Source organism: Fretibacter rubidus (assembly GCF_041429785.1).
Lineage (GTDB): Bacteria > Pseudomonadota > Alphaproteobacteria > Caulobacterales > Maricaulaceae > Fretibacter > Fretibacter rubidus.
Genome location: NZ_CP163423.1, coordinates 2735698 through 2760101 on the forward strand (window position 1 = coordinate 2735698; position 24404 = coordinate 2760101).

25 protein-coding genes are annotated in these 24404 nt (G+C 51.9%); 18 read left to right on the forward strand and 7 right to left on the reverse strand.

Annotated elements, in window-relative coordinates; all coding sequences use genetic code 11:
- Position 1 precedes the first annotated feature (1 nt).
- Complete coding sequence (locus AB6B37_RS12625) at positions 2 to 358, forward strand: n-acetylglutamate synthase (protein WP_371396167.1); 357 nt, start codon at positions 2 to 4, stop codon at positions 356 to 358.
- On the opposite strand, the gene AB6B37_RS12630 is transcribed toward AB6B37_RS12625, so the two are convergent.
- Both AB6B37_RS12630 and recR read right to left on the reverse strand, forming a co-directional pair.
- Positions 327 to 986, reverse strand: coding sequence for a DUF6498-containing protein (locus AB6B37_RS12630; RefSeq protein ID WP_371398456.1), 660 nt, complete (start codon positions 984 to 986; stop codon positions 327 to 329). The genes AB6B37_RS12625 and AB6B37_RS12630 overlap by 32 nt on opposite strands.
- Positions 987 to 988: 2 nt before the next feature.
- Positions 989 to 1594, reverse strand: a complete 606-nt coding sequence (gene recR, locus AB6B37_RS12635; protein ID WP_371396168.1) for a recombination mediator RecR — start codon at positions 1592 to 1594, stop codon at positions 989 to 991.
- Between the two features lie 185 nt (positions 1595 to 1779).
- Between recR and accD the strand changes: the two genes are divergently transcribed.
- Positions 1780 to 2649 carry an acetyl-CoA carboxylase, carboxyltransferase subunit beta gene (gene accD / locus AB6B37_RS12640; RefSeq protein ID WP_371396169.1) on the forward strand — a complete coding sequence of 290 codons (870 nt, stop codon included), beginning with the start codon at positions 1780 to 1782 and terminating at the stop codon, positions 2647 to 2649.
- Positions 2646 to 3983, forward strand: coding sequence for a folylpolyglutamate synthase/dihydrofolate synthase family protein (locus tag AB6B37_RS12645; protein ID WP_371396170.1), 1338 nt, complete (start codon positions 2646 to 2648; stop codon positions 3981 to 3983). Before accD ends, AB6B37_RS12645 begins: the two co-directional genes overlap by 4 nt.
- 2 nt (positions 3984 to 3985) lie before the next feature.
- On the opposite strand, the gene AB6B37_RS12650 is transcribed toward AB6B37_RS12645, so the two are convergent.
- Positions 3986 to 4969, reverse strand: coding sequence for a sensor histidine kinase (locus AB6B37_RS12650; protein WP_371396171.1), 984 nt, complete (start codon positions 4967 to 4969; stop codon positions 3986 to 3988).
- A gap of 286 nt (positions 4970 to 5255) precedes the next feature.
- Between AB6B37_RS12650 and AB6B37_RS12655 the strand changes: the two genes are divergently transcribed.
- Positions 5256 to 6290, forward strand: a complete 1035-nt coding sequence (locus AB6B37_RS12655) for a site-specific DNA-methyltransferase (RefSeq protein ID WP_371398457.1) — start codon at positions 5256 to 5258, stop codon at positions 6288 to 6290.
- 2 nt (positions 6291 to 6292) lie between these two features.
- The gene (locus AB6B37_RS12660; protein WP_371396172.1) at positions 6293 to 6841 is read left to right on the forward strand and encodes an aspartyl protease family protein; all 549 of its coding nucleotides are present in this window, start codon (positions 6293 to 6295) and stop codon (positions 6839 to 6841) included.
- Here the strand turns inward: AB6B37_RS12660 and mutY are convergent.
- Complete coding sequence (gene mutY / locus AB6B37_RS12665; RefSeq protein WP_371396173.1) at positions 6838 to 7959, reverse strand: A/G-specific adenine glycosylase; 1122 nt, start codon at positions 7957 to 7959, stop codon at positions 6838 to 6840. The two genes, AB6B37_RS12660 and mutY, sit on opposite strands and share 4 nt — an antisense overlap.
- A gap of 44 nt (positions 7960 to 8003) precedes the next feature.
- Here mutY and AB6B37_RS12670 point away from each other — a divergent pair, with 44 nt between their 5' ends.
- The 4 genes from AB6B37_RS12670 to smc all read left to right on the forward strand — a co-directional run bounded on the left by AB6B37_RS12670 (position 8004) and on the right by smc (position 13636).
- Entirely contained in the window at positions 8004 to 8567 is a 564-nt protein-coding gene (locus tag AB6B37_RS12670) for a DUF721 domain-containing protein (protein ID WP_371396174.1), read from the forward strand.
- A gap of 15 nt (positions 8568 to 8582) precedes the next feature.
- Complete coding sequence (locus AB6B37_RS12675; RefSeq protein WP_371396175.1) at positions 8583 to 9284, forward strand: thioredoxin domain-containing protein; 702 nt, start codon at positions 8583 to 8585, stop codon at positions 9282 to 9284.
- 144 nt (positions 9285 to 9428) lie between these two features.
- The gene (locus tag AB6B37_RS12680; protein ID WP_371396176.1) at positions 9429 to 10166 is read left to right on the forward strand and encodes a thioredoxin domain-containing protein; all 738 of its coding nucleotides are present in this window, start codon (positions 9429 to 9431) and stop codon (positions 10164 to 10166) included.
- A gap of 2 nt (positions 10167 to 10168) precedes the next feature.
- Entirely contained in the window at positions 10169 to 13636 is a 3468-nt protein-coding gene (gene smc, locus AB6B37_RS12685; RefSeq protein ID WP_371396177.1) for a chromosome segregation protein SMC, read from the forward strand.
- A gap of 252 nt (positions 13637 to 13888) precedes the next feature.
- On the opposite strand, the gene AB6B37_RS12690 is transcribed toward smc, so the two are convergent.
- Positions 13889 to 14206: a hypothetical protein gene (locus AB6B37_RS12690; protein ID WP_371396178.1), complete on the reverse strand. Its 318-nt coding sequence runs from the start codon at positions 14204 to 14206 to the stop codon at positions 13889 to 13891.
- 23 nt (positions 14207 to 14229) lie between these two features.
- Here AB6B37_RS12690 and AB6B37_RS12695 point away from each other — a divergent pair, with 23 nt between their 5' ends.
- On the forward strand, positions 14230 to 14406 hold the full coding sequence (locus AB6B37_RS12695) for a hypothetical protein (protein ID WP_371396179.1): 177 nt from the start codon (positions 14230 to 14232) through the stop codon (positions 14404 to 14406).
- A 337-nt stretch (positions 14407 to 14743) separates the two neighbouring features.
- Here the strand turns inward: AB6B37_RS12695 and AB6B37_RS12700 are convergent, their stop codons facing one another.
- Together AB6B37_RS12700 and AB6B37_RS12705 are read right to left on the reverse strand one after the other, a co-directional pair.
- Positions 14744 to 15346, reverse strand: coding sequence for a hypothetical protein (locus AB6B37_RS12700; protein ID WP_371396180.1), 603 nt, complete (start codon positions 15344 to 15346; stop codon positions 14744 to 14746).
- The gene (locus AB6B37_RS12705) at positions 15343 to 16122 is read right to left on the reverse strand and encodes a hypothetical protein (RefSeq protein WP_371396181.1); all 780 of its coding nucleotides are present in this window, start codon (positions 16120 to 16122) and stop codon (positions 15343 to 15345) included. The genes AB6B37_RS12700 and AB6B37_RS12705 overlap by 4 nt, the downstream gene beginning before the upstream one ends.
- Before the next feature lie 413 nt (positions 16123 to 16535).
- Between AB6B37_RS12705 and AB6B37_RS12710 the strand changes: the two genes are divergently transcribed.
- The 8 genes from AB6B37_RS12710 to AB6B37_RS12745 all read left to right on the forward strand — a co-directional run bounded on the left by AB6B37_RS12710 (position 16536) and on the right by AB6B37_RS12745 (position 24404).
- Positions 16536 to 16904 (forward strand): AtpZ/AtpI family protein, encoded by a 369-nt coding sequence (locus AB6B37_RS12710; protein WP_371396182.1) that lies wholly within the window; start codon positions 16536 to 16538, stop codon positions 16902 to 16904.
- A gap of 11 nt (positions 16905 to 16915) precedes the next feature.
- Positions 16916 to 17665: a F0F1 ATP synthase subunit A gene (locus AB6B37_RS12715; protein WP_371396183.1), complete on the forward strand. Its 750-nt coding sequence runs from the start codon at positions 16916 to 16918 to the stop codon at positions 17663 to 17665.
- Between the two features lie 27 nt (positions 17666 to 17692).
- Positions 17693 to 17917 (forward strand): F0F1 ATP synthase subunit C, encoded by a 225-nt coding sequence (locus AB6B37_RS12720; RefSeq protein WP_371396184.1) that lies wholly within the window; start codon positions 17693 to 17695, stop codon positions 17915 to 17917.
- A 29-nt stretch (positions 17918 to 17946) separates the two neighbouring features.
- Positions 17947 to 18486, forward strand: coding sequence for a F0F1 ATP synthase subunit B' (locus AB6B37_RS12725; protein ID WP_371396185.1), 540 nt, complete (start codon positions 17947 to 17949; stop codon positions 18484 to 18486).
- A 3-nt stretch (positions 18487 to 18489) separates the two neighbouring features.
- The gene (locus AB6B37_RS12730) at positions 18490 to 19011 is read left to right on the forward strand and encodes a F0F1 ATP synthase subunit B (RefSeq protein WP_371396186.1); all 522 of its coding nucleotides are present in this window, start codon (positions 18490 to 18492) and stop codon (positions 19009 to 19011) included.
- 165 nt (positions 19012 to 19176) lie between these two features.
- Complete coding sequence (gene pepN / locus AB6B37_RS12735) at positions 19177 to 21762, forward strand: aminopeptidase N (RefSeq protein WP_371396187.1); 2586 nt, start codon at positions 19177 to 19179, stop codon at positions 21760 to 21762.
- Between the two features lie 204 nt (positions 21763 to 21966).
- Positions 21967 to 23394, forward strand: coding sequence for a caspase domain-containing protein (locus AB6B37_RS12740; RefSeq protein WP_371396188.1), 1428 nt, complete (start codon positions 21967 to 21969; stop codon positions 23392 to 23394).
- A gap of 266 nt (positions 23395 to 23660) precedes the next feature.
- Entirely contained in the window at positions 23661 to 24404 is a 744-nt protein-coding gene (locus AB6B37_RS12745; protein WP_371396189.1) for an EAL domain-containing protein, read from the forward strand.

Here is a 24404-nt window from a genome sequence, read left to right on the forward strand (position 1 = left end):
CGTGGCGATAAAAGATTATGACATTTACTACGGCGGGCGATTGTTTCGTCCCGTCGCGACAACGGACGGCTCAGATACAACATCAGAGACAATTTTCAAATATGAGCAAAAAGGCGATATGCTGACCGGCACCTATGCGGGTGGGGATGTCTATTTCGGGCACCTTATCGGCACAGTTGACGAACGCGGGCGCATCGATATGCGTTACCATCATATGACCGAAAACGGCGATCTGATGACAGGGATTTGTCAGTCCACACCAGAGATTATGAGCAACGGGAAAATCCGCCTTTATGAGCGCTGGCGCTGGACATGCGGCAACCGCTCTAAGGGGCGCTCGACGCTGGAAGAACTATAGGGGGCGTAGCTGTCTCTTCGGCTTTACGGGTCTCGCGCAGATGCGCGCCCAAATCCACAATCGTCTTTAGCGCAATCAACAGAATCAAGGCCGCAATCGGCGCGCCAAAACTTTGCATCGCAAAGCCGCCAAATAGAACTGTCATATGCATAATCATAACACGGCCATAAGGCGCGAACAGCTGGGCCTGCGGGTTTTTTGACACAAATTCACCGCGCGATAACCGCATAACAAATGACACACTATGGCTGAACAAAAAAACGGCTGCTGTCCACAGAAGCGGCCCGCCCGATAAAAGCTGCGCAAACTCTGGCCCTGCCTCAAAAAGCGAGCCTAGAAAGGCCGCATGGGCGGCGCAAAATCCTCCAAAATGCACAGTGAAAAAGAGGCTTAAAAATATTTTGCCGCCAAGGCTTTTGCCGTGCTGGCTTGGTACCCCATTTATTTTTGGCCCGCTGCCCGCCGCGAGAATACGAGGGATGTTCAAAATCCCGATAATCACGCTCTCGACCCAATAAACCACCAGTATCGAGTTCACCGTCCAACCAAACGCAAACAACCCAATGAGCGGCACAAGGTTCGCGGCCACAAGCAGGATTATCGGGAGTGTTTTAGATTGGCCAAACATCACTAAAACGGACGGCGGCTTTTCATCGCGGCCGAGATTGTGCCGTCGTCCAGATAATCAAGCTCCCCACCGACAGGCACGCCGTGGGCCAGGCGCGAGACGCTCACGCCCGTACCAGAGAGCTGATCTGTAATATAATGCGCCGTGGTTTGACCGTCGACTGTCGCGTTCATGGCGAGGATTATCTCCGATACTCCGTCACGGCTCGCGCGGGTAATCAGCCGCGCAATGTTTAAATCCTCTGGCCGTATGCCCTCAATCGCGGACAGGGTCCCACCCAGCACATGATAGGTCCCGCGAAAGGCCGCCGCCCGTTCCATCGCCCATAAATCCGATACATCTTGGACCACACAAATCAGCGCCTGATCCCGCCCCGGGGCCGCGCAAATATTGCACGGCGAACAGGCATCAAGGTTCCCGCAGTTTTCGCATTCCGTGATATGATTGGCCGCATCCATAAGCGCTTGGGCCAGAGGCCGCATCAAGCGGTCGCGTTTTTTAATGAGATCAAGCGCCGCCCGCCTTGCTGAGCGCGGCCCAAGCCCCGGCAGCTTGGCGAGCAAGCCAATCAACCGTTCAATTTCAGGGCCACCCTGTCCGTTTGCCATAACGCATCCTTTTCATGACACCCAAGCTTCTCATGATACCAAGGGCGCACATCTTTGACATAGGCGTAACGGGATTTGCACAACTCGACAATAGGGCGCGGCAATAGCACCTTGAGTCAAAACACTATCCGTCATTTAACCCGCTCTCTATTGCTCTTGGCGCGAAATTGGGGCAGGAGGGGGCTATGAATTGGATTACAAAACTTACCCCGCCCGGCGTCAAAAATATCTTCACCAAGAAGGACAGCCCGGATAATTTATGGATCAAATGTCCCAAATCGGGCGAGATGGTTTTCTCGGCTGATTTGCCGGGACTTTTGCATGTCACCCCTGCGGGGCATCACCTGCGCCTTGGCCCCGAAATGCGGCTGGGTTATACCTTTGATGACGGCGTCTATACCGAGGTCGAGGTGCCGCAAGTTGCCAAAGACCCGCTTAAATTTAAAGACGATAAAAAATATACGGACCGTTTAAAAGCCGCGCGCACCAAGACAGGCGATGATGACGCTATGTCAATTGGTGTCGGTAAAATCGGCGGGATAGAGACCGTTGTGTTGGTGCAAAACTTTGCCTTTATGGGCGGGTCACTCGGCATGGCGGCGGGCGAAGGCTTTATCAAAGCGGCAGAATATGCGGTTGCGCATAAATTGCCTATGGTCGCGTTCACAGCCGCTGGCGGCGCGCGTATGCAAGAAGGCGCGCTGTCGCTGATGCAAATGCCGCGCACGACGATTGCCGTGCAAGAATTGCGCGAAGCGGGGCTGCCCTATATCGTGGTGCTGTGCGATCCGACCACAGGCGGCGTCACGGCGAGTTACGCCATGCTGGGTGATATTCATCTGGCAGAGCCAGGCGCGCTGATTTGTTTTGCCGGGCCGCGCGTGATTGAAGAAACCATTCGCGAAAAATTGCCCGAAGGGTTCCAACGTGCAGAGTTCCTTAAAGAAAAAGGCATGATTGACCAAGTCGTCCACCGCAATGACATGCGCAAAACGCTGTCTGATATTCTGGCGGTGTTGATGCAAAAAGACGCTGTTTACGCTGAAGCGGAATGACCGAGAACACACCCGCGACCGCAAGCGCATTAGAAACAGCGCTCGCGCAGCTATCCGCCCTGCATCCCAAGAAAATTGACCTCGGCCTGTCGCGGATTGAGCGTGTGCTGTCCACCCTGGGCGATCCGCATAAAAAACTGCCGCCGACTGTGCATATTGCGGGTACGAACGGCAAAGGCTCTACCGTGGCTATGTTGCGCGCCATGGCAGAGGCCGACGGCCTAAAAGCGCATGTCTATACCTCCCCGCATTTGGTGCATTTTCGCGAACGCATTGTTGTGGCGTCTGAGGAAATATCAGACACGCAATTGCTGGACGTTATTGCACGGGTGCAAACGGCTAATGACGGACAGCCGCTGTCTTTTTTTGAAGCCACCACAGCTGCGGCGTTTCTGGCGTTTGCCGAAACACCCGCCGATATTTGCATCATAGAGGTCGGCCTTGGCGGGCGTTATGACGCGACCAATGTCATTGAAAACCCCGCCGTTGTCGGTATCACCCCAGTCGATCTGGATCACGCCGAATTTTTAGGCCGCGATATTGCCGGCATTGGCCGCGAAAAGGCTGGCATTATGAAACCCTATTGCCCCGCCGCCGTCGGGCCGCAGCGCGACGCGGTCCGCGCGGTGATGGAAGCGGCTGGCAATAAAAACAACATTACGCCGCTGTTTTGGGGACAGGATTTTCGGACCTACCGCCAACATGGACGGCTGGTTTATGAAAACGGCAATAGCCTGATGGACTTGCCGCTGCCTGCGCTGATTGGGGAGCACCAGATTAAAAACGCAGGGCTGGCCATTACCTTGGCCCGTCATATGCAGATTAGCGACCGCGCGATTGAACGCGGGCTAGAGACGGTGTCTTGGCCTGCGCGCTTGCAAAACCTGACCACTGGGCCATATGCAGACCTTGTCGCGGAAAGCGGCGGGGAGCTTTGGCTTGACGGCGGGCATAATCCCCATGCCGCCCTGGCGCTCGCCTCCGCTATGGCGGAGCTTGAGAGCGAGACGCCGCGCCCGCTGATCCTCGTCACTGGTATTTTGGCCAATAAAGATATCGGCGGCTTTTTAGACGCCTTTCAAGGATTGGCCAGCGCCGTGATTGGCGTGACCATTCCGGGCCACGCTGCCCTTGCGCCTGAGACACTAATCGAGTTAGCACGCGCGCGTTTTACCACGGGCTATGTCGCGTCCAACCTAACGGCGGCGGTGCAATTGGCGATTAATACGGGCGAAGGCCTGTCGCGCCAAACTGTGGACGAGCCCATCATACCGCCGCGTATCTTAATCTGCGGGTCATTATACCTCGCAGGTGAGGTTTTAAGCGCGCAGTAAGACTATAGCGTCACGGTCATATGCACATGCAAGCCATCAGGCGTGGCGATGCGTTCGCAGTCTATATTGCGGAGCATGCGGATAAGTTTCGTGCCAAAGCCATCACGGTCAATATTGCCAATAGGGCCAACGCCGCTTTCCTCCCATTTAATCTTGACCCCATCACTATCACGCTCCCAAGTCACCAATAGTGTTCCACCTGGGCAGCTAAAACAGCCGTATTTGACCGCGTTGGTCACGAGTTCATGCACGACCATCGAAAAGTCCTTGGATAGCGCCGTATTAAAATTAACGTCATCTCCGTTAAGATCATAGCCATGTGATGCGTCAATTGACATAGCGTCGAGTTCTTCCGCAAAAATTTCGCGCAAAGTCGCACCTTGAAAATCATTTCTATAAAGGCGGGAGTGGTTGCGGCTCATGGCATTAATACGACTGATAAAATCATGCGTGAAATCTTCAACGGAATCGTGATTGCGACTGGTTATACGCGCCACAGATTGAATGACGCTCATCACGTTTTTCACGCGGTGTTCTAATTCGCCCGCGATTATGGCTTGTTCGCGCTGGGCATGAACGCGGGCGGTAACGTCTTCGCAATATTGAATGACATGGGTGATATCGCCGTTTTTATTCCGCATCGGCTCTTGCACGGCTTGCCAATAATGGGTGACCTCGTGACCGTTATCATCCGTTAGAATAAACGGCTGTTCGTCCATGCGGGTTTTCTCACCGTCAAATCCGCGTCGAAAGTAATCATGGACTTGCGCTACCCGCTCTGGCGAATCTGGGAACACCTCAAAGACATGTTGTCCCTTGACCATGTCCCAATCAGACTTTGTTGATGTCAAATAAGCGTCATTTGCAAAGACAAATCGTAATTGCCTGTCCAGTATCATGACAGGCAATGACCAATGGTCCACGACATCCGTAAACCGGCAATCAAGTTCAAAAACAATGGTTTCGTCTTGCCGTTTCACATCCATAAAGCGCCCTTTAATCTGACTGAATGCACCCTCTGTTATTTTTGAAATATAAACCGTGATGAATTTTTTGGCTATAGTATTTTTAGACTCGACACGGCCTTGTTAACCTCCCCTAACAAAAGGTAAATTTTATATATTTTTCAGCGGGTTAAGACCTTGGTAAGCAAATCAGCAAATGCAGGAAATCAACTGATTACCACAAAACGCAAGGGCACGCCGCGTGACACTGATAAAAAAACCAAAACTACCGCTGAATACAATCATTCAGGGCAATTGTATCGACGGCATGAACGCACTGCCCGAAGACTCTGTGGATCTGATTTTTGCTGATCCGCCTTATAATCTACAGCTCGGTGGGGATTTATCCCGACCTGATAATTCAGTTGTCAACGGCGTGACAGAGGACTGGGATCAGTTTGATACCATGGACGCCTATGATTTATTTACCCATGACTGGATGAAAGCCGCGCGCCGTATCCTAAAACCCAACGGGTCGTTTTGGGTCATCGGCAGCTATCATAACATTTTCCGCGTCGGGACGATTTTGCAAGACCAGCAGTTTTGGGTGCAAAATGATATTATCTGGCGCAAGACCAACCCTATGCCCAATTTCCGGGGCACGCGTTTTACCAACGCCCATGAAACCCTCATCTGGGCAACCAAAACAGAGGACGCGCGCCCGACCTTTCATTATGACGCGATGAAGATGATGAATGACGGGGTGCAAATGCGCTCTGATTGGACGCTGCCGATTTGCACGGGGCTGGAACGCCTTAAGAAAAAAAGCGGCGAGAAAGCTCACCCCACGCAAAAACCTGAAAGCTTGTTAAACCGTGTTATCATGGCGACCAGTAATCCTGGCGACGTGATTGTCGATCCGTTTTTTGGCACAGGCACAACGGGCGCGGTTGCGAAAAAGCTCGGCCGGGATTTTATTGGGTTTGAGATGGAAGAAGAATATATCATCCACGCCAAACGCCGAATTGAGAAAATCACGACAGGCACAGGCCAAGCGATTGCGGTCACCCCGTCCAAGCGGTCTGCGCCGAAAGTCGCATTCCCGACCCTGCTGGAACGCGGGCTGATTAATCCCGGCACCATGTTATATTCGTCCAATTCAGAGCACCGCGCCCAAGTCCGCGCAGATGGGTCGCTAATCTCGGGCAAGCATACAGGCTCTATCCACCAAGTGGGGGCTTCTGTACAAGGCGCGCCGAGCTGTAATGGCTGGACATTTTGGCATTTCCAAACACCCCAAGGCCCAACGCAAATTGACGCGCTACGCTCTATCGTGCGTCAACAAATGGCCGAAGCAGTTTAAGCGTGGCCACGCGCAGAGCTATAAAATCTGCGCTCGCCATGGGGGCGATTATTGCCGCCCTTGGGCTTTATGCTTGCAATGGGGCCGAAGCCGTACAACCGACCGCCACCTCCCTGCCCGCCGTGATGCAAGCCCAAGGCTACCACGCCGTATCGCTGCGCCGCGTGGTCAGCAATCATGATGTTTTAACCGCCACAATCAACGGCGTGACGGGGCAATTTATTGTCGATACGGGGGCGGCTTTTTCTATCGTCCATAGCCCGCGTACGCCGCGGTTTTACCTGTCCCGTGATGACGCGCTTGGTCAACGCCCCGCGACGATGCCGACAGGCAATATCACCTTAACCCGCTATCGCCTGCGCTCTATTTCAGTCGACAACAGAGGCTACCGCCTGCCAGAGATGACCAGCGCCGACCTATCGGCTTTGGTTGGAATTGTCGCGCAGACCTCTGGCGTTAATGTCGACGGAATTATCGGGCAGGATTTTCTTATTACCAACCAAGCGGTGATTGATGTCGGCCAAAGACGGATTTATTTGCGCGCGCCTTAATGGGCGGCTTTCAGCACTTTGGTCATCACGGTTGGCAAAGCGTAATCTTTTATACGGTCAAGCGGCGCCCAAATCGCGACGTCTCCCGTGGCCTCGCCTCGTAACTCGGCCGCGATCTCGCTATGGAATACACTTAACCGCAGCTCGAAATGTGTAAACACATGGCGCACCTCCACTGCTGATTGCTCCCAATTGCGCGGGGTTGGTTCCGCCGCGCGTATCACATCGTCCTTTGGCTTTGGCCCCCATTCCGTGCCTGGAAAGCCCATCATCCCGCCGAGCAATCCCGTGTCAGGGCGGCGGTGCAGCAACACCGCATCCCCGCTGCGCAAAACGAAAGCAGCGCCGTGCCTGACGGGGAGTTTTTTCTTGGGAGTTTTCTTCGGATAATCCGTTTGCACACCTGCCGCCTTGGCCGCGCAATCACCCGACCACGGACAAAGACCGCACGTCGGGCTTCGCGGGGTGCAGACCGTCGCGCCCAAATCCATCACCGCTTGGCCGTAATCGCCGGGCCGTTCAAACCCGTCTAATGTCGGATCAGACAATGCCGCCGCCAAAGCACGCAGGTCAGATTTGCCCTTTGGCAGCGGCGTCTGCACCATAAAAATACGGCTGATAACCCGCTCGACATTGCCGTCCACAATGGTTGTCGCTTCGTCATGACAAATGGCAGCAATGGTCGCCGCGGTATAGGCGCCAATACCGGGTAGCTTTAATAATGCCGTCTCGGTCAACGGGAAAACGCCGTCATGATCATCCGCCACGACGCCAGCGCATTTATGCAAATTACGCGCACGCGCATAATATCCCAGCCCCGCCCACATGGCCAAGACCTCGTCGCGGTCTGCCTGCGCCAAATCAGTCACAGTTGGAAAACGCGCAAGGAATTTACGCCAATAGGGCGTGGCGTGCGGCACCGTGGTTTGCTGGAGCATGATTTCGGATAACCACACGGCATAAGGATCAGGGGTTATCCCCTTTGCGCGGTCCTCTGGCCTGACCCGCCACGGCAATGTCCGTCCGCCGTCGTCATACCAAGCCAGCAAAGCGCGGCGCATGGCGGATAGCTCATCGGATGGTTTTAAGTCAGGCGGCGATTTTGACGTCTCTTTCATAGCTGTAACTTGTCCTTTGCGCCGCAATAAGGCAATGAGAAGCCGTGGATGAAGAGACAGAAAAATTGTCGCGTGAAGATCAAGCCAAACTCACCCGTTGGCTCTCTGAGCAGCGCGGGCGCAGACAGTATCGCCATGCGCCCAAGGCATCCGTATCTGTTGCGAAAATAATCAAACCGCTCAGTTCTAAATTCGGCGCGGGCGTAACGCCCATCCATCAAAATTGGGAGCAAATCGCCGGAAAGCGTTTTGCCAAAATCTCTCGCCCTGTGAAAATTATGGGCGGTAAAGACGGGCGGACTTTAGTTATAAAAGCCCCCGGCGCGGCGGCGGCCCTTATTATGGCCTCAAGCGGGCAAATTCTCGATAGGCTGAATAGCTTTTTAGGATATGGCCATATTGCGCGTATTAAAGTCATTCACGGGGCCATGAAAACTGCCCCCCAGAGTGCCGCGCCCAAGCCCTCACCCCGCGGGCTATCTGCGACAGAGGCACGCGAACTGCAATCAAGCCTAGCCCATATCAAAGATGATGCGCTAAGACAGGCGCTAGAGACCTTGGGTAAAAAAACACTGTCTGAGACCCGCCAATATAGTAACAAGACATAACTTTAATCAGGATAGATGATTATGATGAAACAGTTCCTCACCGCCGTTCTCTTGGCTAGCGCCGTCAGCTTTGCCTTTTCAGCGAACGCACAAGATAGCCACGCGGGTCATGACCACGGCGCAGACGGCCATAGCCATGCCAAGCCGCCGTCCATGTCGCCAGAGGAAATTGCCAAGGTCAGCCATATCTATAGCCAAAGCCCTGAAGATCATGTCGTAGGTCAGGCTGACGCGCCCAATACACTCATTGTTTATGCTTCTGTCACCTGTCCGCATTGCGGGGATTGGTTCACCAATGATTATCCCATTTTACAAAAAGAGCTGATTGAAAAAGGTAAAATGAAAATGGTCTTTCGTGAATTTCCGACAGGCCCGGTAGAGGTCTCAATGGCGGGCTTTCAACTGGCCAATTGCGCAGGGGCTGACAAATATTTTGACGTCCTACAGTTTCAAATGGAAAACCAAGAGGACACTTTTGCCGCCTTGAAAGAGGGGAAAGCGATTGAGCGTTTCTTGGAAATTGCGGCCATCGCTGATATTAAGGGTCAAGAAGCGATGTTCACTTGTTTTGATAATGAGGACGGATTTGAGCGTGTCGAGCAATCCATGACCCGGGCGCGCGCCGCCAATTTGACGGGCGTCCCCGCCCTCATCCTGAATGGCGACGTCGTTGAGGGACCGTCAGATGCGGCCTCCATCAAAGCTTTATTGCCCTAAGTCCCGCGCCAAAACGCGAAAATACCTTAAAACTAAAGCCCGCCCATCATCGCATCGGTGGGCTTTTGGTCATAAATTGTTAATAAGTTAACGAAATATGACCACAATTACTTGCGAAACCCTTTGATAGTGAGAAACTGCGATATGAAAAACTTTTTTAACACCGATTCGCGCGGCGGATTTCGTTTTGCCAAAGTGCTAAGCGCGACGGCAGCAGCGATTATATTAGCAAGCTGCGGCAGTGACGGCGGCACGACAACACCCACGTCAGGCAAAGCGGGTAGTTTCGAAATCGTCAATGATCACGCCATCGGCAGTCCAGATGCAAAAGCGACAATCGTTGAGCATGCCTCTGTCATGTGCGGGGCCTGTGCCAATTGGCATAATACGGTCTATCCCGATTTTAAGAAAAAATATATCGATACGGGCCTTGTGCGCTTCGTCTTTCGTGAGTTTCCAACACAACCTGAAAACCTCGCGCAGGCTGGTTTTCTCATTGCCAATTGTTCAGGCCCAGATCGGTTTTTTGATAACATCAAATTACAGTTTAATCGCCAACAGCAAATCTTCAAAGCCATGCAAACGGGCAAAGTTCTCGAAGAATATATCGCAATCGGCAAAGCGGGCGGCCTATCCGAGGAAGAAACAATGGCGTGCCTAAAGGACGAACAACGCATCGCTGATTATGAAGCCAAAGTGCAAAACGGTCTTGATAACGGTGTGACAGGCACTCCGTCATTTTTCCTAAATGGCGAAAAAGTCAGCCGCACAGCGGATGGTCAGCAAGTTTTCACCATGGAAACATTTGATGAAATTCTGCGCCCCGTCCTCGGTGAAGAGGCGACCGAAACATCAGAGCCTGAGAAAGCTGACGCTGAGTAGTTATGGGATCGCTGGTTTTCAATCAAATCAAACTGGTCGGGTTTAAGTCTTTCGTAGACCCGACTGATTTTGTGATTGAACCGGGCCTGACCGGGATTGTTGGGCCGAACGGCTGCGGCAAATCCAATCTGCTCGAAGCCATACGCTGGGTCATGGGCGCCAATTCTGCCAAAGCCATGCGCGGCGGGGCCATGGATGATGTTATATTCTCTGGCACAAAACAGCGCCCGGGCCGTAACCAAGCCCATGTTACGCTAACCATTGATAACAAAGCCCGCATCGCCCCGCCGATGTTTAATGATGATGACACGCTGGAAGTGTCGCGTATCATCACCAAAGGCCAAGGGTCAAAATACCAAGTCAATAATAAGACCGTTCGCGCCAAAGACATTCAGCTTTTATTTGCCGATGCCAGCACAGGCGCGAACTCGCCTGCCCTCGTCCGCCAAGGCCAAATCAACGAGTTGATTTCAGCCAAGCCGTCCAACCGCCGTAAAATCCTCGAAGAAGCTGCCGGTATTTCAGGCCTGCATACTCGCCGTCATGAGGCGGAACTCCGTCTTCGCGCAGCAGAAACGAACCTGTCGCGCCTCGATGATATATTACAACAAATCGAAGGGCAGCTTTTATCGCTGCGCCGTCAATCCCGCCAAGCAGCGCGGTATAAGCGCCTTGCGGGTGAGATTTTTGAATATCGGGCATTGCTGTGGCTAAAGCGGTGGAACGCTGCGATTGAGACATTATCCGTCGCGCGTGAGACACTGCAAACTTATGAGACGCAAGTTGGGGACACAGCGGCGGCCGCATCCGAAGCCACGCGCGAAGCCGCCGAATTAGCTGCCCTTTTGGATCCCAAACGCGAAGAACAAATTATTGCTGCCGCCGTATTAGGACGTCTGAATGCGGCCAAAGAGCTGCTGGAGCGGGACGAGAACGCGGCCAAAGCCGAGCTTGAAAAACTGCAAGGTGAGATGGAGCAATTGGGCCGCGACTTAGAACGCGAAACAGGCATTGTCACGGACGCCGAAGAAGCCGAAGCCCGGCTTAAAGTCGAGTTTGAAACCCTATCCGCTGTCAAGGATATGAGCGCCGCACTGGACGCAGCCGCGGACGAGGCGCAAGCCGCCATCGCGCAACGCTCGTCGCTGGAGACGGATTATAATGAGCTGACGCGTAAGGCGGCTGATCAAAACGCACGCCTTGATGCCGCGCGGCGTGAAAACACCCAAGCCCAAGCACGGCTGGTGCGCGTGACCCGCGACTATGACGCCGCGACGGCCAAGCTAGATAATTTAAGTTCCCATGGAGGCATATTGGGCGGGACCGTGCAATCCGGAAATCTTTTCTCCTCTGCGGCGAAAGACGCGCTGAGCGCTTTGGATGCGGCGCGGGCAAAAGAACAACAACTCGCCAGCGCTCGGTCAGAGACAGAGACCGCAGACCAAGCTGCGCGCGAAAACCTCGCCGATGCCAAGCAAGTGGCCTCAAAACTCCGCGCGGAACAAGACGCGCTTAACCGTGTCGTATCGCGCGGAAATAGCGATAGCTGGACGCCAGCACTATCAAAAATCGATGTCAAAAAAGGCTATGAGCAAGCGCTCGCCGCGGCCCTAGGTGAGGATCTGGACGCGGCGATTAATGAGCTCGCCCCCGTCAATTGGCAGGGCGCAACCACCCCCGACCAAGCCCTGCCCAAAGGTGCGACGCCGCTATCACAATTTGTAACCGCCCCGCCTGAACTGACCGCACGTCTATCCCAAATCGGAATTATTGATGCGGATGATATGGACGCAGTGTCAGAGATGTTAAAACCGGGCCAACGATTGGTCAGCCCGCAAGGCCGCGTGGTGCGGTGGGACGGTTTGGTCATCGATTCAGATGCCGAGACATCGGCGGCAATACGGCTCAAACAGCAGACCCGCCTGTCTGAAATTGAGGACGAATTACGCATTGCCGACAGCGCGATTGAGACGGCAAATGCAGCGTTTGAAGCGACACGACAAGCCCGACAAAACGCAGATCAAGCCGCGCGCGAAGCCCGCCAAGCCCTGCCCGATCTTGAGCGCAAAGAACGCGCCGCCCAAGCCGCATTGACGCAGTTTGAAACCGATATTGCCCGCGAAACGGCGCAAAAACGCGCGCTTGAAGAGCAAATCGAGCGCCTGCGGGCAGAGCAAGCGGAGCTGAGCAAACAAGCCGATACGGCGCTGGCCGCCCTACAAGCCCTTGAAGGCGTTGAGGATGTCTCCGCCGCTCAAGACGCGCTATTAGAGGCGTTATCATCCGCGCGCGAAATCGCTGACGATAAAGGGGCGGCCTACCGCAGTTTGAAAAACGACATGGACGCGCGCGCCAAACGCCTCTCGGCGGTCGAGTCTGAGCGTACAAATTGGGCCCGCCGCCGCGAAGCCGCGCAAACGCGGGTCACACAGCTAGAGCGCCGCACGGAGGTGTCCAAGGCCGCGCTAAGCACCGCAACATCTGGCCCCGACCAATTTGAAGATCGCCGCAATAAATTATTTGCAGAATTAGCAACAGCCGAAAACCGCCGCAAATCCGCCGCCGATGCGCTGGCCCTGTCCGAGAGCCAATTAAAAGAGGCGGAAGCCAAAGCCCGCGACTGCGAAGCCGCCCATAACACGGCGCGCGAACACCGCGCTGGCGCCCAAGCGCGCCTGGCCGCGTCAGAGGAACGCATCACAGAGACCCGCGCGCGCATTGACGAAACACTGTCTTGCGGCCCCGATGAATTGACCCAACATCTCGGCGAGCTCGACCCTGGATCAAAATTATCTGAGACCGATATTGAGCGCAAATTAGAGCGCCTATCCCAAGAGCGAGAACGCATGGGCGGGGTGAACCTGCGCGCGGACGAAGAAGCGGCCGAGCAAGAAGAGCGCCTGTCCGCCATGTCAGAGGAACGCACGGACCTCATCGCCGCCATTGCGCGCCTCCGTGAAGGCATTGACGAGCTTAATTCAGAGGGCCGTCAACGTTTGCTCGCGGCTTTTGATACGGTCAATGGCCATTTTGGGCGGCTGTTCACAACGCTGTTCGGGGGCGGTGAAGCGGCGCTAGCGCTGACTGAATCAGAGGACCCGCTAGAAGCCGGCCTTGAGGTCATGGTCAGCCCACCGGGTAAAAAGCTCGGCTCTATGAGCCTGATGTCGGGCGGGGAACAAGCCCTGACGGCCACCGCGCTTATCTTTGCGGTATTCCTGTCAAATCCTGCGCCGATCTGTGTGCTGGACGAGGTCGACGCGCCGCTGGATGATGCCAATGTCGCGCGCTATTGTAATCTGCTGGACGAAATGGCGCTGGCGACCAACACCAAATTCATCGCCATCACCCACAACCCCGTCACCATGGCCCGCATGAACCGCATTTTCGGCGTCACCATGGCCGAACAAGGCGTCAGCCAATTAGTATCAATAGAGCTAGACGCCGCCGCGAAATTGGTAGCAGTCTAATTAGTTTAAATTTTGCACCGCAAAATATAAACACAAGGGCAGCAAAAAACGCGAAACCTTATCGCGTTCTTTTGTGCACCGCTTACAAAATTCAAATCCCATAAAAACAAAACAGCCATGTTGAAGCCTTCACAAAACAGCCCTGTTTCGCGTGAATGCACTCTTTAAAACTATTGAGCGGTGCACAAAAATCGCACGAAAAATGTGCGTTTTTTGCGGCCCTGTTGTGTTGTTTGTTTTCAACAAACAACACTAATCTGGCACACTGTGCGCGTCCCACACCCCGTCCGCCATACGAAAATCCCCGCGCGTAAACATGGCCATCACCGCTTCACGGACCATGCGCGACGACCAATAGATCATGCGGTAAACGCTGATACGTCCATGGACAGACAGGCGGCAAAGGCGTTCCATAAATTGTGTCGGTGACAGGCCGCGCGCAGCGTATTGATAAAAAGGCGCGTAATTACGCGCAGGCGGAACAGCGCGAGCCGCAAAGCGCGCCCCCCGCCGCTGCGTGGTGCGGTTATGGGGGTAAAGCGGGCGCGTATCATCACGCCCCCTATCCATAACACCTCGTCCCAAAAGATGCGTTGAAACCACCCCAAGCCAAAGCCAAATCGCAGACAACACCGCCTGAACGCCCGTGGGCGCAGGGCAACGCACGCCGCAAAGCGGGGCGGCGGTGTCATGATATGTCTGCGGGATTAAATCCATGGCCGTATAATACAGCAGGGTTTGAGGGCGGGAGTGGGTTTTTAGAAATTTAAGGCTACCAAAGGTATTCTAGAGTCTAATATGACTGTTATCTTGTTTACCTCCATCCTCTCATCCTCGGGCTTGACCCGCTCTGTGCAGCAGCAAGGACCCATCTCAAAAATAGTACTCTGCTGACAGATAGACCCTCGGGTCAAGCCCGAGGATGAGAGGATGGTCTAGGGCATAAGACTGATTATAAGATGGTCGCATTAATCCCCAAAGGAGACCTAGTTATATTTTGGCCTGTTTCTCTTGGCACACAAGCTTTCATCTGATTTCTGCATTACTGATTTAGTGCTTTTGTTTTGGAGATGAGCTTAAAGCAAGGTCAAAGGTTCTCCCTTAGCGCTAATTTGTTGGGCCAAGTAAAGACAACATTTCAGCCCAATCGCCATCTGCTTTGATATACAGAGCAACAAAAAATGAAACCATGATTACTAGCATAAGGATAGACATGAATTGCGTCGCGTAAGGCCAATTGCCAGTGTTGGGTTTTCCTGGAAACACATCAATATTCTCAGCCCCTTGCTCCGATACCCAAGATATCTGACTTTTGGGCATTATAATTCGTAGGTGTGGAGCTTGATCGAATGCTAATTCAACTGATTTTGAGTCCCAATACCATCTTTGTTGCCACCCTTTTATATCTGAAAAAGGAATAAATACGGGGTTATGAAAAGGTGCGAGCCACCATATTGGTTTTAAGCCAATGCCCTCAGAATAAACACCAATTGTCATTATACCGGGGTATGTTCGGGCGGGTTCGCCTTCTGTGTAAAGAACCATTGATCTCATATTTTTTATGGCAATTGGCTTAACCCATTTTCTGCCATAGACTTTTGCCAAAGCCTCCCATTCCCGGGCGTGGCGTTTATAAATGAATGCGCATATCGTGAAGACGAAGGCTGCACCAAATATGTGGATAATAATCTTCTGCAAGAGATCAATCATTTTGCTAACCTATGATTTGCAGTCTTGAAAGCGTTTTGAATAAAATCTCTTTTGGAAAGCCTTTCAGCATCCGGGTCCCGCTTCAGGCTCGATGAGAATGGATTTGTTATGCCGGCAGGCCTCTCAAGGGTTCTGTCCTCATAATAAGCAACGAGTAAATCATCAGACCTTGTCACGAGCCTCACCTCATACATATTACCGACAATTTTATTGCTTGTACGGAGGGATGTATTGGAACCTTCAGCAAAAAACAGGATAGGTTCTTTGATTTGTAAAGCGGCTTGAATCGAATCGGGAAGATCGCGACAAATAGTAAGTTGGGTTCCGGGCAGTGTTTTGCCCGATGAATGCGTATGGCAAAATTGTGCTTTTCGGTATAACCGATAAGCTCTGGCTAAGCGGTCAGTTTCAGTTTGGGTGTATTGTCCAATTCGATACTGCCTCTTGATGAAATCAATGTCTGGCTTTGAGAATCTGCCAACTGTTACAAACTTTCGAGGTAGGCGGCTATTTAGTGAAACCTTCTCCAGATTGGCGAGGTATTCCTGCCTTTTATCAGCTTTTCTGTCTGCTTGATGATCTTGAAATTTTATCGCTAATAACGGGAGTGAGATGACGCCGATGCCGGTGACTAATAAAATAAATTTACCTACAAGGTTCCTTGATTTGAAAGCGGAAAAAACAAAACTTAACCCAACTGTCAAAAAGCCAAGGTAGTATAAAATGGCTATGACGAGCATGGGAAATACTAATATCCAAAATGCCCAATTGTCCATTTGACCGTCCCTTCCAAATTGACCCCTAACTTAATTTTGTAAAAATTAGTTAAACTGACACTTGGAAGAACTCATTATGTCGGACTTGGTCGAGTGTCCGGTTAGCCCCCCACCCTCCCCACTTCCCCCTCACCCAGCCGCCAAATCGCAAATCCCCGCCAAAATAACCCCTATCCGCCCCAAAATCCGCCCTATTTCACCCAATCCCCGCGAGTCGTGCAAAGCTGGCGAAAGCTTTATTGTCGCAATGCGGGAAAACTTTTAATAAGTGTTTGATTTCAACGGCTTAGCATATGTCGACTTGCTGTTGACTTAGCGAGGGGCCATGAGTATGTTGCGCGCGCATTTGGGGCCTTTAGGCATGTGTGGCGGACGGTTTCGCCGCTGTTTTGAAGGGTCCGGGGGCAGTCGCTATGTCAAACCAAGATGGAAATCCTAAGTCAGTTGTAAAATCGTCGGAGCTCGACGCGTTTGATGCCAAGCTAAAAGCGATGCAATCAAAGCATAAGCCCAAGGATTACAGCACCAAAGACGACGGAACTTTGCTGGGGATGGCGTGGCGGATGAGCACGGAATTATTGGTTTCCGTTCTGGTCGGGTTAGGTTTGGGCATGGGTCTGGACCATCTGTTTGGGACGAAGCCTTGGTTTTTATTTTTGGGTCTTGGATTTGGGATTGCTGCGGGCATAAAGACAGTTTTGATGACGGCGGAAAAAATGGACGCCCAGACAAAACATCTGCCCATCGGCGATGATTTACCCGATGACAAGAGCGACGATTAAGGGAGCGGGACGTGGCCAACGACCCCATGAAACAGTTTGAGATCAAACAGATCTTGAAACTTCCAGAAGTTGCCGGGCAGGATATTTCCTTCACCAACTCATCCCTTTGGATGGTCGTGGCGGTCCTGTTGATTATTGTTTTCTTTGCGCTGACGGCCAAAGGCAAGCTTATCCCCGGTCGTGTGCAATCGATGGGCGAAATGTCCTATGAATTTATCGCCAATATGGTGAAAGACACCACCGGGCCAGAGGCGATGAAGTTCTTCCCCTTCGTGTTCTGTCTGTTCTTTTTTATTCTATTTTCCAACTTGATCGGGATGAACCCTTACGCCTTTACGACGACGTCGCATTTGGCTGTGACTGTGGCGTTGGCTGTGTTCACAATTGCCGTGGTGATTGTCGCGGGTATTTGGAAAAACGGATTTAAGTGGTTTAAGATTTTTGCGCCTGCGGGCCTTCCCTTGCCAATGTATATTCTGGTCGTGCCGATTGAGATTATCTCTTTCCTCTCGCGCCCCATCACGCTGGCCGTTCGTTTGTTCGGTAACATGACGGCGGGCCATATTATGTTAAAGCTGTTCGCGATTTTCGCCGCCTATCTGGTCGGCCAAGGCGGGCTTTATATCTTTGGTGCGATTGTGCCGATTTTGGGAACAATGGCGATTGTCGCCCTCGAATTCCTGGTCGCGGCATTGCAAGCTTTTGTGTTTGCAATCCTCACCTGTGTTTACCTCAATGACGTATATCACGTCGATCACTAAGCATTCCATTTTTCAAGGAGAACCATAATGGACGCAGAAGCAGCAAAATATATCGGCGCAGGCCTAGCGGGTCTTGCCCTTTTCGGTGCCGCCATCGGTATTGGTAACATCTTTTCAAGCTACCTTTCTGGTGCGCTTCGTAACCCATCCGCCGCTGATAGCCAGCGCACAAACTTGCTCTTGGGCTTTGCCCTTTGTGAAGCGACAGGCCTGTTCGGCTTCGTTCTCGCAATGATCATGTTGTTCGTATAATCGACCGCTTTTAAAGTTTGGAGACGATCATGGCCGCTGAGACAGCCTATAGTGACGCGAGCGATGCTGCGGGTTCATCCGGTGGTATGGCGCAACTTGATCTCTCGACATGGGCGAGCCAGATTTTCTGGCTCGTCATTACCTTTGCCGTGCTTTATTTCGTCTTATCGAAATTTATCCTGCCAAAGATTGACGAAGGCCTGACCAATCGCGGTGACCGTATTGCCGATGATTTGGAAGAAGCAGCGCGCATGACCCAAGAGGCCCAACAGGCCGAGTTGGATTATGAGCAGTCTATGGCCGATGCCAAAGCCAAAGCGCACAATATCTCAGAGACAACGCGTAAATCCGTTGAGGCTGAAATCGAAGCCGATATCGCAAAGGCCGAGGAAGAGTTTGCTCGCAAACAATCCGAAGCTGATACGCGTATCGCCAAAGTCAAAGCCGCAGGCTTAGCCAAAGTGGACGAGGTCGCGCTCGACACTGTGTCTGCGATTTTGGACAAGGTTGCAGGCCTGAAAGTGCCGGCGAGCGCCGTGAAATCTGCTGTCTCTAACGTGAAAGGCTAGGCCATGACATTGACTATTCAAGCCGCTGTTGGAGCCCCGTTTTATCTCGATTCATCTTTTTGGGTCGCCGTCGCGGTCTTATTGTTCATTGCCCTTGTTGTTTATAAAGGCGCGGATAAAGCTATCATTAAGGCGCTAGATAATCGCGCGGATACAATTAAAGCCGAGCTTGAAGAAGCCCGCCGTCTGCGCGAAGAGGCGCAAGCTTTGCTCGCCTCTTACAAGCGCAAACAAAAAGAAGCCGAAGAGCAAGCCGAGAATATCGTCAAGCAAGCCCGCCATGACGCCGCTGTTATGGCCAATCAGGCACGCAAAGATTTGGCTGACCGTATAGAGCGCCGCACGGCGATGGCCGAAGCCAAAATCGCCAATGCCCAAGCAAAAGCCGAAGCCGAAGTGCGCGCCCGCGCGGCTGACATTGCCTTGGACGCCGCAGAAGAATTGCTACAGACGAAGATGAGCGCCGCCGCAAAAGCAAAGCTGATTAAGTCTGGCATTGGCGGGATGGGTAACATCCTGAACTAGGATTATCTGTTACACCCCCGTATAAATTCATCCCGCTTTGAGTGTTCATGGCGGGATTTTTTATAATCCGTAAAGACTAAATTTTCCCAAGCTACATCATAATTCCCGCCGCATTTTGGCCGCTTATGTGATAAAGAGTGCTAACCGATAACCAGAGGCCCATTTATGCGCACCGACACAGCCCCCCGCCCCACATTATTGTCCGACTATACACCGTATAATTTTTCGCTGGATAGCGTCACCTTGGATTTTGATTTGCGGGTCGAAGCCACGCAGGTCACCACGACCCTGTCCGTGAGCCGTAAAGCAGGCGGCCCCATGCGCCTTAACGGAGAGGGTATCACACTTAAATCAGTGTCCATCGATGGCCAAATTCTGGCGCGCAAAGATTATCAGCTAACACAGACCGAACTCGTCTTGGACAATGTCCCCGATAATTGCGTTATCGAAATCATCACACAATGTAACCCGAGCCAAAATGCAACGCTGATGGGGCTATATGTCAGTGGCGGACGGTTTTGCACCCAGTGCGAAGCGGAAGGCTTTCGCCGCATTACCTACTACCCTGATCGCCCCGATGTGCTGTCTGTGTTCACGGTTAAAATCACAGCGGATAAATCCAAATTTCCTTATCTTCTGGCCAATGGCAATATGACAGATAATGGTGAGGCGCCGGGCGGGCGGCATTTTGCGGTCTGGGAAGACCCCTTCCCAAAACCGTGCTATCTTTTTGCGCTAGTCGCGGGTGATTTTGACATCTTAGAAGATAGCTTCACGACGATGTCAGGCCGCGATATTCCGCTGACGATTTATGTAGACCGTGGTGATGCCCCGCGCGCGGATTATGCCATGGACGCGTTAAAACGGTCGATGCGCTGGGACGAAACCGCTTTTGGCCGTGAATATGATCTTGACCGTTTTATGATTGTCGCTGTGCGCGATTTTAACTTTGGCGCGATGGAAAATAAGGGGCTGAACATCTTTAATTCAAGCCTTTTGCTAGCAGATGGGCCCAGTGCAACGGATATGAATTTTGAACGCATTGAAAGTGTCGTGGCCCATGAATATTTTCACAATTGGACGGGCAACCGCATTACCTGCCGTGATTGGTTCCAGCTTTGCCTGAAAGAAGGCTTCACCGTTTTCCGTGACCAAGAATTTTCCGCTGACCAACGCGGGGCGGCCGTGCAGCGCATCAAAGACGTCCGCGCCCTACGCGCGCGTCAATTTGCCGAAGATGCCGGCCCACTGGCCCATCCTGTGCGGCCCAGCCAATATGAAAAGATCGATAATTTCTACACGGCCACAATTTACGAAAAAGGCGCAGAGCTTATCCGTATGCTAAAAACCCTTTTAGGGGCGGATGATTTCCGCAAGGGCTGCGATTATTATTTTGAAACGCTGGACGGTACTGCCGCGACAGTGGAGCAGTTCATTGAAAGCTTTGAGGCCGCAACAGACCGCGACCTCTCCCAATTTATGCTGTGGTATGAACAGGCTGGCACGCCCGTGTTGGACGTGAAACGCGACAGTTCTTCTGTGACGTTCACACAAAGCCTGCGTGCAACCCCGGGGCAAAAGACCAAACGCCCCATGCCCATGCCGATTAAATGGCAAGTGATTGGCAAAGACGGCCCCGTGTCGGACCCGCAGATGACGGTCCTTAACGGGGCATCAATAACCGTGGATTTACCAAACGATCGTCCTGATACGACGCTTTCTGTCTTGCAGGATTTCTCAAGCCCTGTGCGGATTAATTCGCGCAATGAAACAGGTGATTATCTGCGCCTGATGGGCGGTGACCCCAATAGCTTTAACCGTTGGGACGCGGGCCAAACCTTGGCAACAAAATTACTATCGACCCTAACAGGGGCCATCGAATCAGGCCGCATGCCGCGTGTCGATACGGCGCTGCGCGATTATGTCTCTGCCCTGCGCGCCACATTGCTTAGTCCTGATTTTGATAATAATTTCAAGGCACTGACCCTCTCCTCACCTAGTGTGATGACAATTTTGCAGACGCGCAAAGCGTCTGATCCAACGGCAGCAGCACTGGCCGTGGATTGGTTGCACCGCGCCATTGGTGACCGTCTGCGCGGTGATTTACTGCCGCTTTATAATGACCTGCAAGATAGCGGCCCCTTTAGCCCCGATGCCGCTGCGGCCGGGCGGCGGGCGCTTAAAAACGCAAGCCTCGCCCTCATGGGAGCTTCCTTCCATCCGCAAGCCGCACCGCTAGCGTTAGAACAATTTAACGATGCGACCAATATGACGGACGAGCTTTCTGCGCTCGTCACCCTGTCACAACTCGGCGGGCGCCGCGTCGATCAATCCCTCTCGCGGTTTTATGAAAAGTGGGAGCATAATCCTCTGGTGATTGACAAATGGTTTGCCGTGCAAGCCATGCGTAAATTGCCCGGTGGTATTCATGATTTATCGGATTTGACTGAACATAGCGCCTATGATCGCCGCAATCCCAATCGCGTGCGAGCCTTGGTTGGGAATTTTGCCATGTCCAATCCGCATATGTTTCATAATATTGACGGGACTGGATATGATTTTTTCACCGCGCAAATCTTGGATATGGATAGCCGCAATCCGCAAGTTGCCGCGCGCCTCGCCGGGGCCTATGAGATTTGGCCCAAATTAGACAAAGCACGTCAAGCCCTCATCCAAGATCAACTCCGCGCCATCATGGCCGCCGGCCCTTCCCAAAACCTCAGCGAGATTGCCGGTAAGATTTTAGGGTGATACGCTTGGGAGTGAGCTATCGAGGACCTGCGCAGATGCGAGTGTGAGTTCAGTGTCTTTAGTGGAGCGAATGTAGGACGCTCAAGTTTTGCAGAAACATCCTCATTGCGGACGTTATTCCACCTAGTGATTACTGCATAAATCCTCATACTGAGCATACCTGAAGTTCTAGTCACGCAGCCCAAACTGTGAGATAGTTACTGGATGAGTAAAATATCGATTCTTGTTGGAAATTCTGAGTATGATAATCTGTCAGCTCTTCAATGTTGTGAAGCTGATGTTGCTGCGGTTCATGAACTGCTTTTAGCAACGGGAGAATATGACCATACCCTTAGTGTTGTTAATAAGTCAGCGGACACATTAAAAAACGAAATACGCGATTTTGTAGACCGCCAAAGCGCAATTTCAGAGATATTCTTTTACTTCACAGGGCACGGGGTCGCCAATGACCAAGGTTTTTTTTACTGTGCCAAAGACTTTATACCATCAGAACCTAACCAAACTGGTTTATCGGACGGAGACTTGGATCAAATTCTAAGGGCAGCCGATGCCAAAGCAGTCGTAAAAGTAATTGATGCATGCCAATCTGGTGTCAGAACAATTAAGTCCGGTTCTCAAATTTTCATGAATGACAATAAAGCTGGTTTTTCAAACTTCTTTCGGATTGCTTCGTGCCTAGAAAATCAGCTCTCTTATACAGGTGAGCCGCTTAGTAAATTTACAGAACATTTCATTGATGCTGCTCTACAAAAAGTGGAGGGTAAACTCTACTATACAGAGATTATCGCATATCTCCGCGATATTTTTGTGAATGAAATTGATCAAGTTCCCTTCTTTGTAACGCAAGGCGATGATCGAACGATGTTTTGTGAAGACACGACAAGTTTGAAAAGTCTAGCAGAAAAATATCAGTCGGTTGATACAGACAACGACACGACCGAAATCATTGTCACAGATGAAATTGTCACGGAACTTAGCATTCTTGATAAGCTAAAAAATGTAGAAGAGAGCTATGTTCAACCTGATCAAGCGCAAAAGAAAATTGATTCACTGATAAATATAATCTCCGAGAGCTTAGAGAATTCAAAAGGGTTTTCGGACTATTATGAACTTAAATCCTCATCTGAGGATAGTTATCTGTATGCTAGTGCAGCAATGCAGGCATTTATGATAAGAGTGCTTGAAAAGCAAGATCGACCTGATGAACTCGTTTATGCAAAGCATTCGAGGGAATACAAGAAACGTAGACGGGGTTTACTGGGCGCTTCTCTCATGGCCTCAAACATATTTGGTGTCGACGATGAGGAATTTGTTGATCAATATGACCTCGAGCTTAATTGCCCCATCGGAAAAGCCAGAACAACATTCATTTTTACTCCCAAATTCAGGGCTTTGAAAAAGCTAGAACTCAACGTCACTATCGCTCCCAGTTTACCGATTTGCTACATCTTTTCTCGCTGGACAGTCCACCCTCTTAAAACTTGGGACACCTTTGAAGAGGTGGGTCAAGAATTGGAGCGGAACTGGTATAAGCTTAACTGGAAAGAAAATTCGCAGTGGATTGCAGAATCCATACTCAAAGAATTTGATAGCTTCATAGAAAGACAATTAGCAAAAGCAACTGGTGAATAGCTACTGAACATCCAGCATCCTTAAGTCGCCTCATAACAACCGTTGGCAATGTTTGAGATTTCATACTCGCTAAGGTCCGCTCTGCCCCCATTTGAGAAGAAGTGCGAGCGTCTTCCTTTCGGCGACTTAGGCCGCTCGGCTAACGCCCACTCGCCGCCAAGGTAAACACCCGTCCCATTCAAAGCTGTTTCGCGCGCGTCCCCAGAACCAAAAAACAATCACTCGGCATAAGGACTTTCTTAGGCTCCTTTTGCTATCACGTGTCTATGGTTGATCCACGCACATTTCACGGTTTTCGCACCCATGTCTCCGAAGAACGTTTTACGGTGATGCGCCAGCCCGTTGTCGATTTGCACACAGAGGCCATATTGCATAATGAATGGCTTGTGCGCTTTGATCACGAAGCGGGCCTTGCGGGCGTCTTACGTCCCGCCGAAATTAGCGGCGCGATTATGGATTTAGACCTGTCCATGCTCGCCCGTGCGGTGTTAATGCTCAATAACAATAGTGACGGGCCAGGCGTGGCGATCAACCTATCGGGGGCGTCTATGGCGGGACCCGGGTTTGAGCATGCGTTGACCGCCTGTTTATCCGCCTATGACGGGCCGCCCGAAAAGCTGATCATCGAGCTGACAGAGACATGGGATATTCGCGAGCTGGATACAGCAGCGGCGATTTTGCAACGCCTCCAACGGCGCGGCCATCCAATATGTCTTGATGATGTTGGGTCAGGCGCGGCCTCTATTCGGTATTTGCGCGCGATTGATGCGGATTGGCTAAAGATTGATGGCGATTTTGTCGTCGCCGCTTCGCAAAATCCACGAGATGAGGCGATATTGCGCTCTTTATTGTCATTGCGGGATGCTTTGGGCGTGAAATTCATTGCCGAGGGGGTCGAAACACAGGCGCTGCTGGCGTTCGTCAAAGCGCTGGGTTTTGAAGCCGCACAAGGCTTTTTATTGGGTAAACCTGTCCTTGAGGACCCGTTTTTGAAAAATCCAGTGGCGTAG

What these genes read in the sequence shown, in the direction of transcription:
- AB6B37_RS12630 (WP_371398456.1), bottom strand. Translation starts at nt 986, where the DNA reads ATGTTTGGCCAATCTAAAACACTCCCGATAATCCTGCTTGTGGCCGCG.
- recR (WP_371396168.1), bottom strand. Translation starts at nt 1,594, where the DNA reads ATGGCAAACGGACAGGGTGGCCCTGAAATTGAACGGTTGATTGGCTTG.
- accD (WP_371396169.1), top strand. Translation starts at nt 1,780, where the DNA reads ATGAATTGGATTACAAAACTTACCCCGCCCGGCGTCAAAAATATCTTC.
- AB6B37_RS12645 (WP_371396170.1), top strand. Translation starts at nt 2,646, where the DNA reads ATGACCGAGAACACACCCGCGACCGCAAGCGCATTAGAAACAGCGCTC.
- AB6B37_RS12650 (WP_371396171.1), bottom strand. Translation starts at nt 4,969, where the DNA reads ATGGATGTGAAACGGCAAGACGAAACCATTGTTTTTGAACTTGATTGC.
- AB6B37_RS12655 (WP_371398457.1), top strand. Translation starts at nt 5,256, where the DNA reads ATGAACGCACTGCCCGAAGACTCTGTGGATCTGATTTTTGCTGATCCG.
- mutY (WP_371396173.1), bottom strand. Translation starts at nt 7,959, where the DNA reads ATGAAAGAGACGTCAAAATCGCCGCCTGACTTAAAACCATCCGATGAG.
- AB6B37_RS12675 (WP_371396175.1), top strand. Translation starts at nt 8,583, where the DNA reads ATGATTATGATGAAACAGTTCCTCACCGCCGTTCTCTTGGCTAGCGCC.
- AB6B37_RS12680 (WP_371396176.1), top strand. Translation starts at nt 9,429, where the DNA reads ATGAAAAACTTTTTTAACACCGATTCGCGCGGCGGATTTCGTTTTGCC.
- smc (WP_371396177.1), top strand. Translation starts at nt 10,169, where the DNA reads ATGGGATCGCTGGTTTTCAATCAAATCAAACTGGTCGGGTTTAAGTCT.
- AB6B37_RS12690 (WP_371396178.1), bottom strand. Translation starts at nt 14,206, where the DNA reads ATGGATAGGGGGCGTGATGATACGCGCCCGCTTTACCCCCATAACCGC.
- AB6B37_RS12700 (WP_371396180.1), bottom strand. Translation starts at nt 15,346, where the DNA reads ATGATTGATCTCTTGCAGAAGATTATTATCCACATATTTGGTGCAGCC.
- AB6B37_RS12705 (WP_371396181.1), bottom strand. Translation starts at nt 16,122, where the DNA reads ATGGACAATTGGGCATTTTGGATATTAGTATTTCCCATGCTCGTCATA.
- AB6B37_RS12710 (WP_371396182.1), top strand. Translation starts at nt 16,536, where the DNA reads ATGTCAAACCAAGATGGAAATCCTAAGTCAGTTGTAAAATCGTCGGAG.
- AB6B37_RS12720 (WP_371396184.1), top strand. Translation starts at nt 17,693, where the DNA reads ATGGACGCAGAAGCAGCAAAATATATCGGCGCAGGCCTAGCGGGTCTT.
- AB6B37_RS12725 (WP_371396185.1), top strand. Translation starts at nt 17,947, where the DNA reads ATGGCCGCTGAGACAGCCTATAGTGACGCGAGCGATGCTGCGGGTTCA.
- AB6B37_RS12730 (WP_371396186.1), top strand. Translation starts at nt 18,490, where the DNA reads ATGACATTGACTATTCAAGCCGCTGTTGGAGCCCCGTTTTATCTCGAT.
- pepN (WP_371396187.1), top strand. Translation starts at nt 19,177, where the DNA reads ATGCGCACCGACACAGCCCCCCGCCCCACATTATTGTCCGACTATACA.
- AB6B37_RS12740 (WP_371396188.1), top strand. Translation starts at nt 21,967, where the DNA reads ATGAGTAAAATATCGATTCTTGTTGGAAATTCTGAGTATGATAATCTG.
- AB6B37_RS12745 (WP_371396189.1), top strand. Translation starts at nt 23,661, where the DNA reads ATGGTTGATCCACGCACATTTCACGGTTTTCGCACCCATGTCTCCGAA.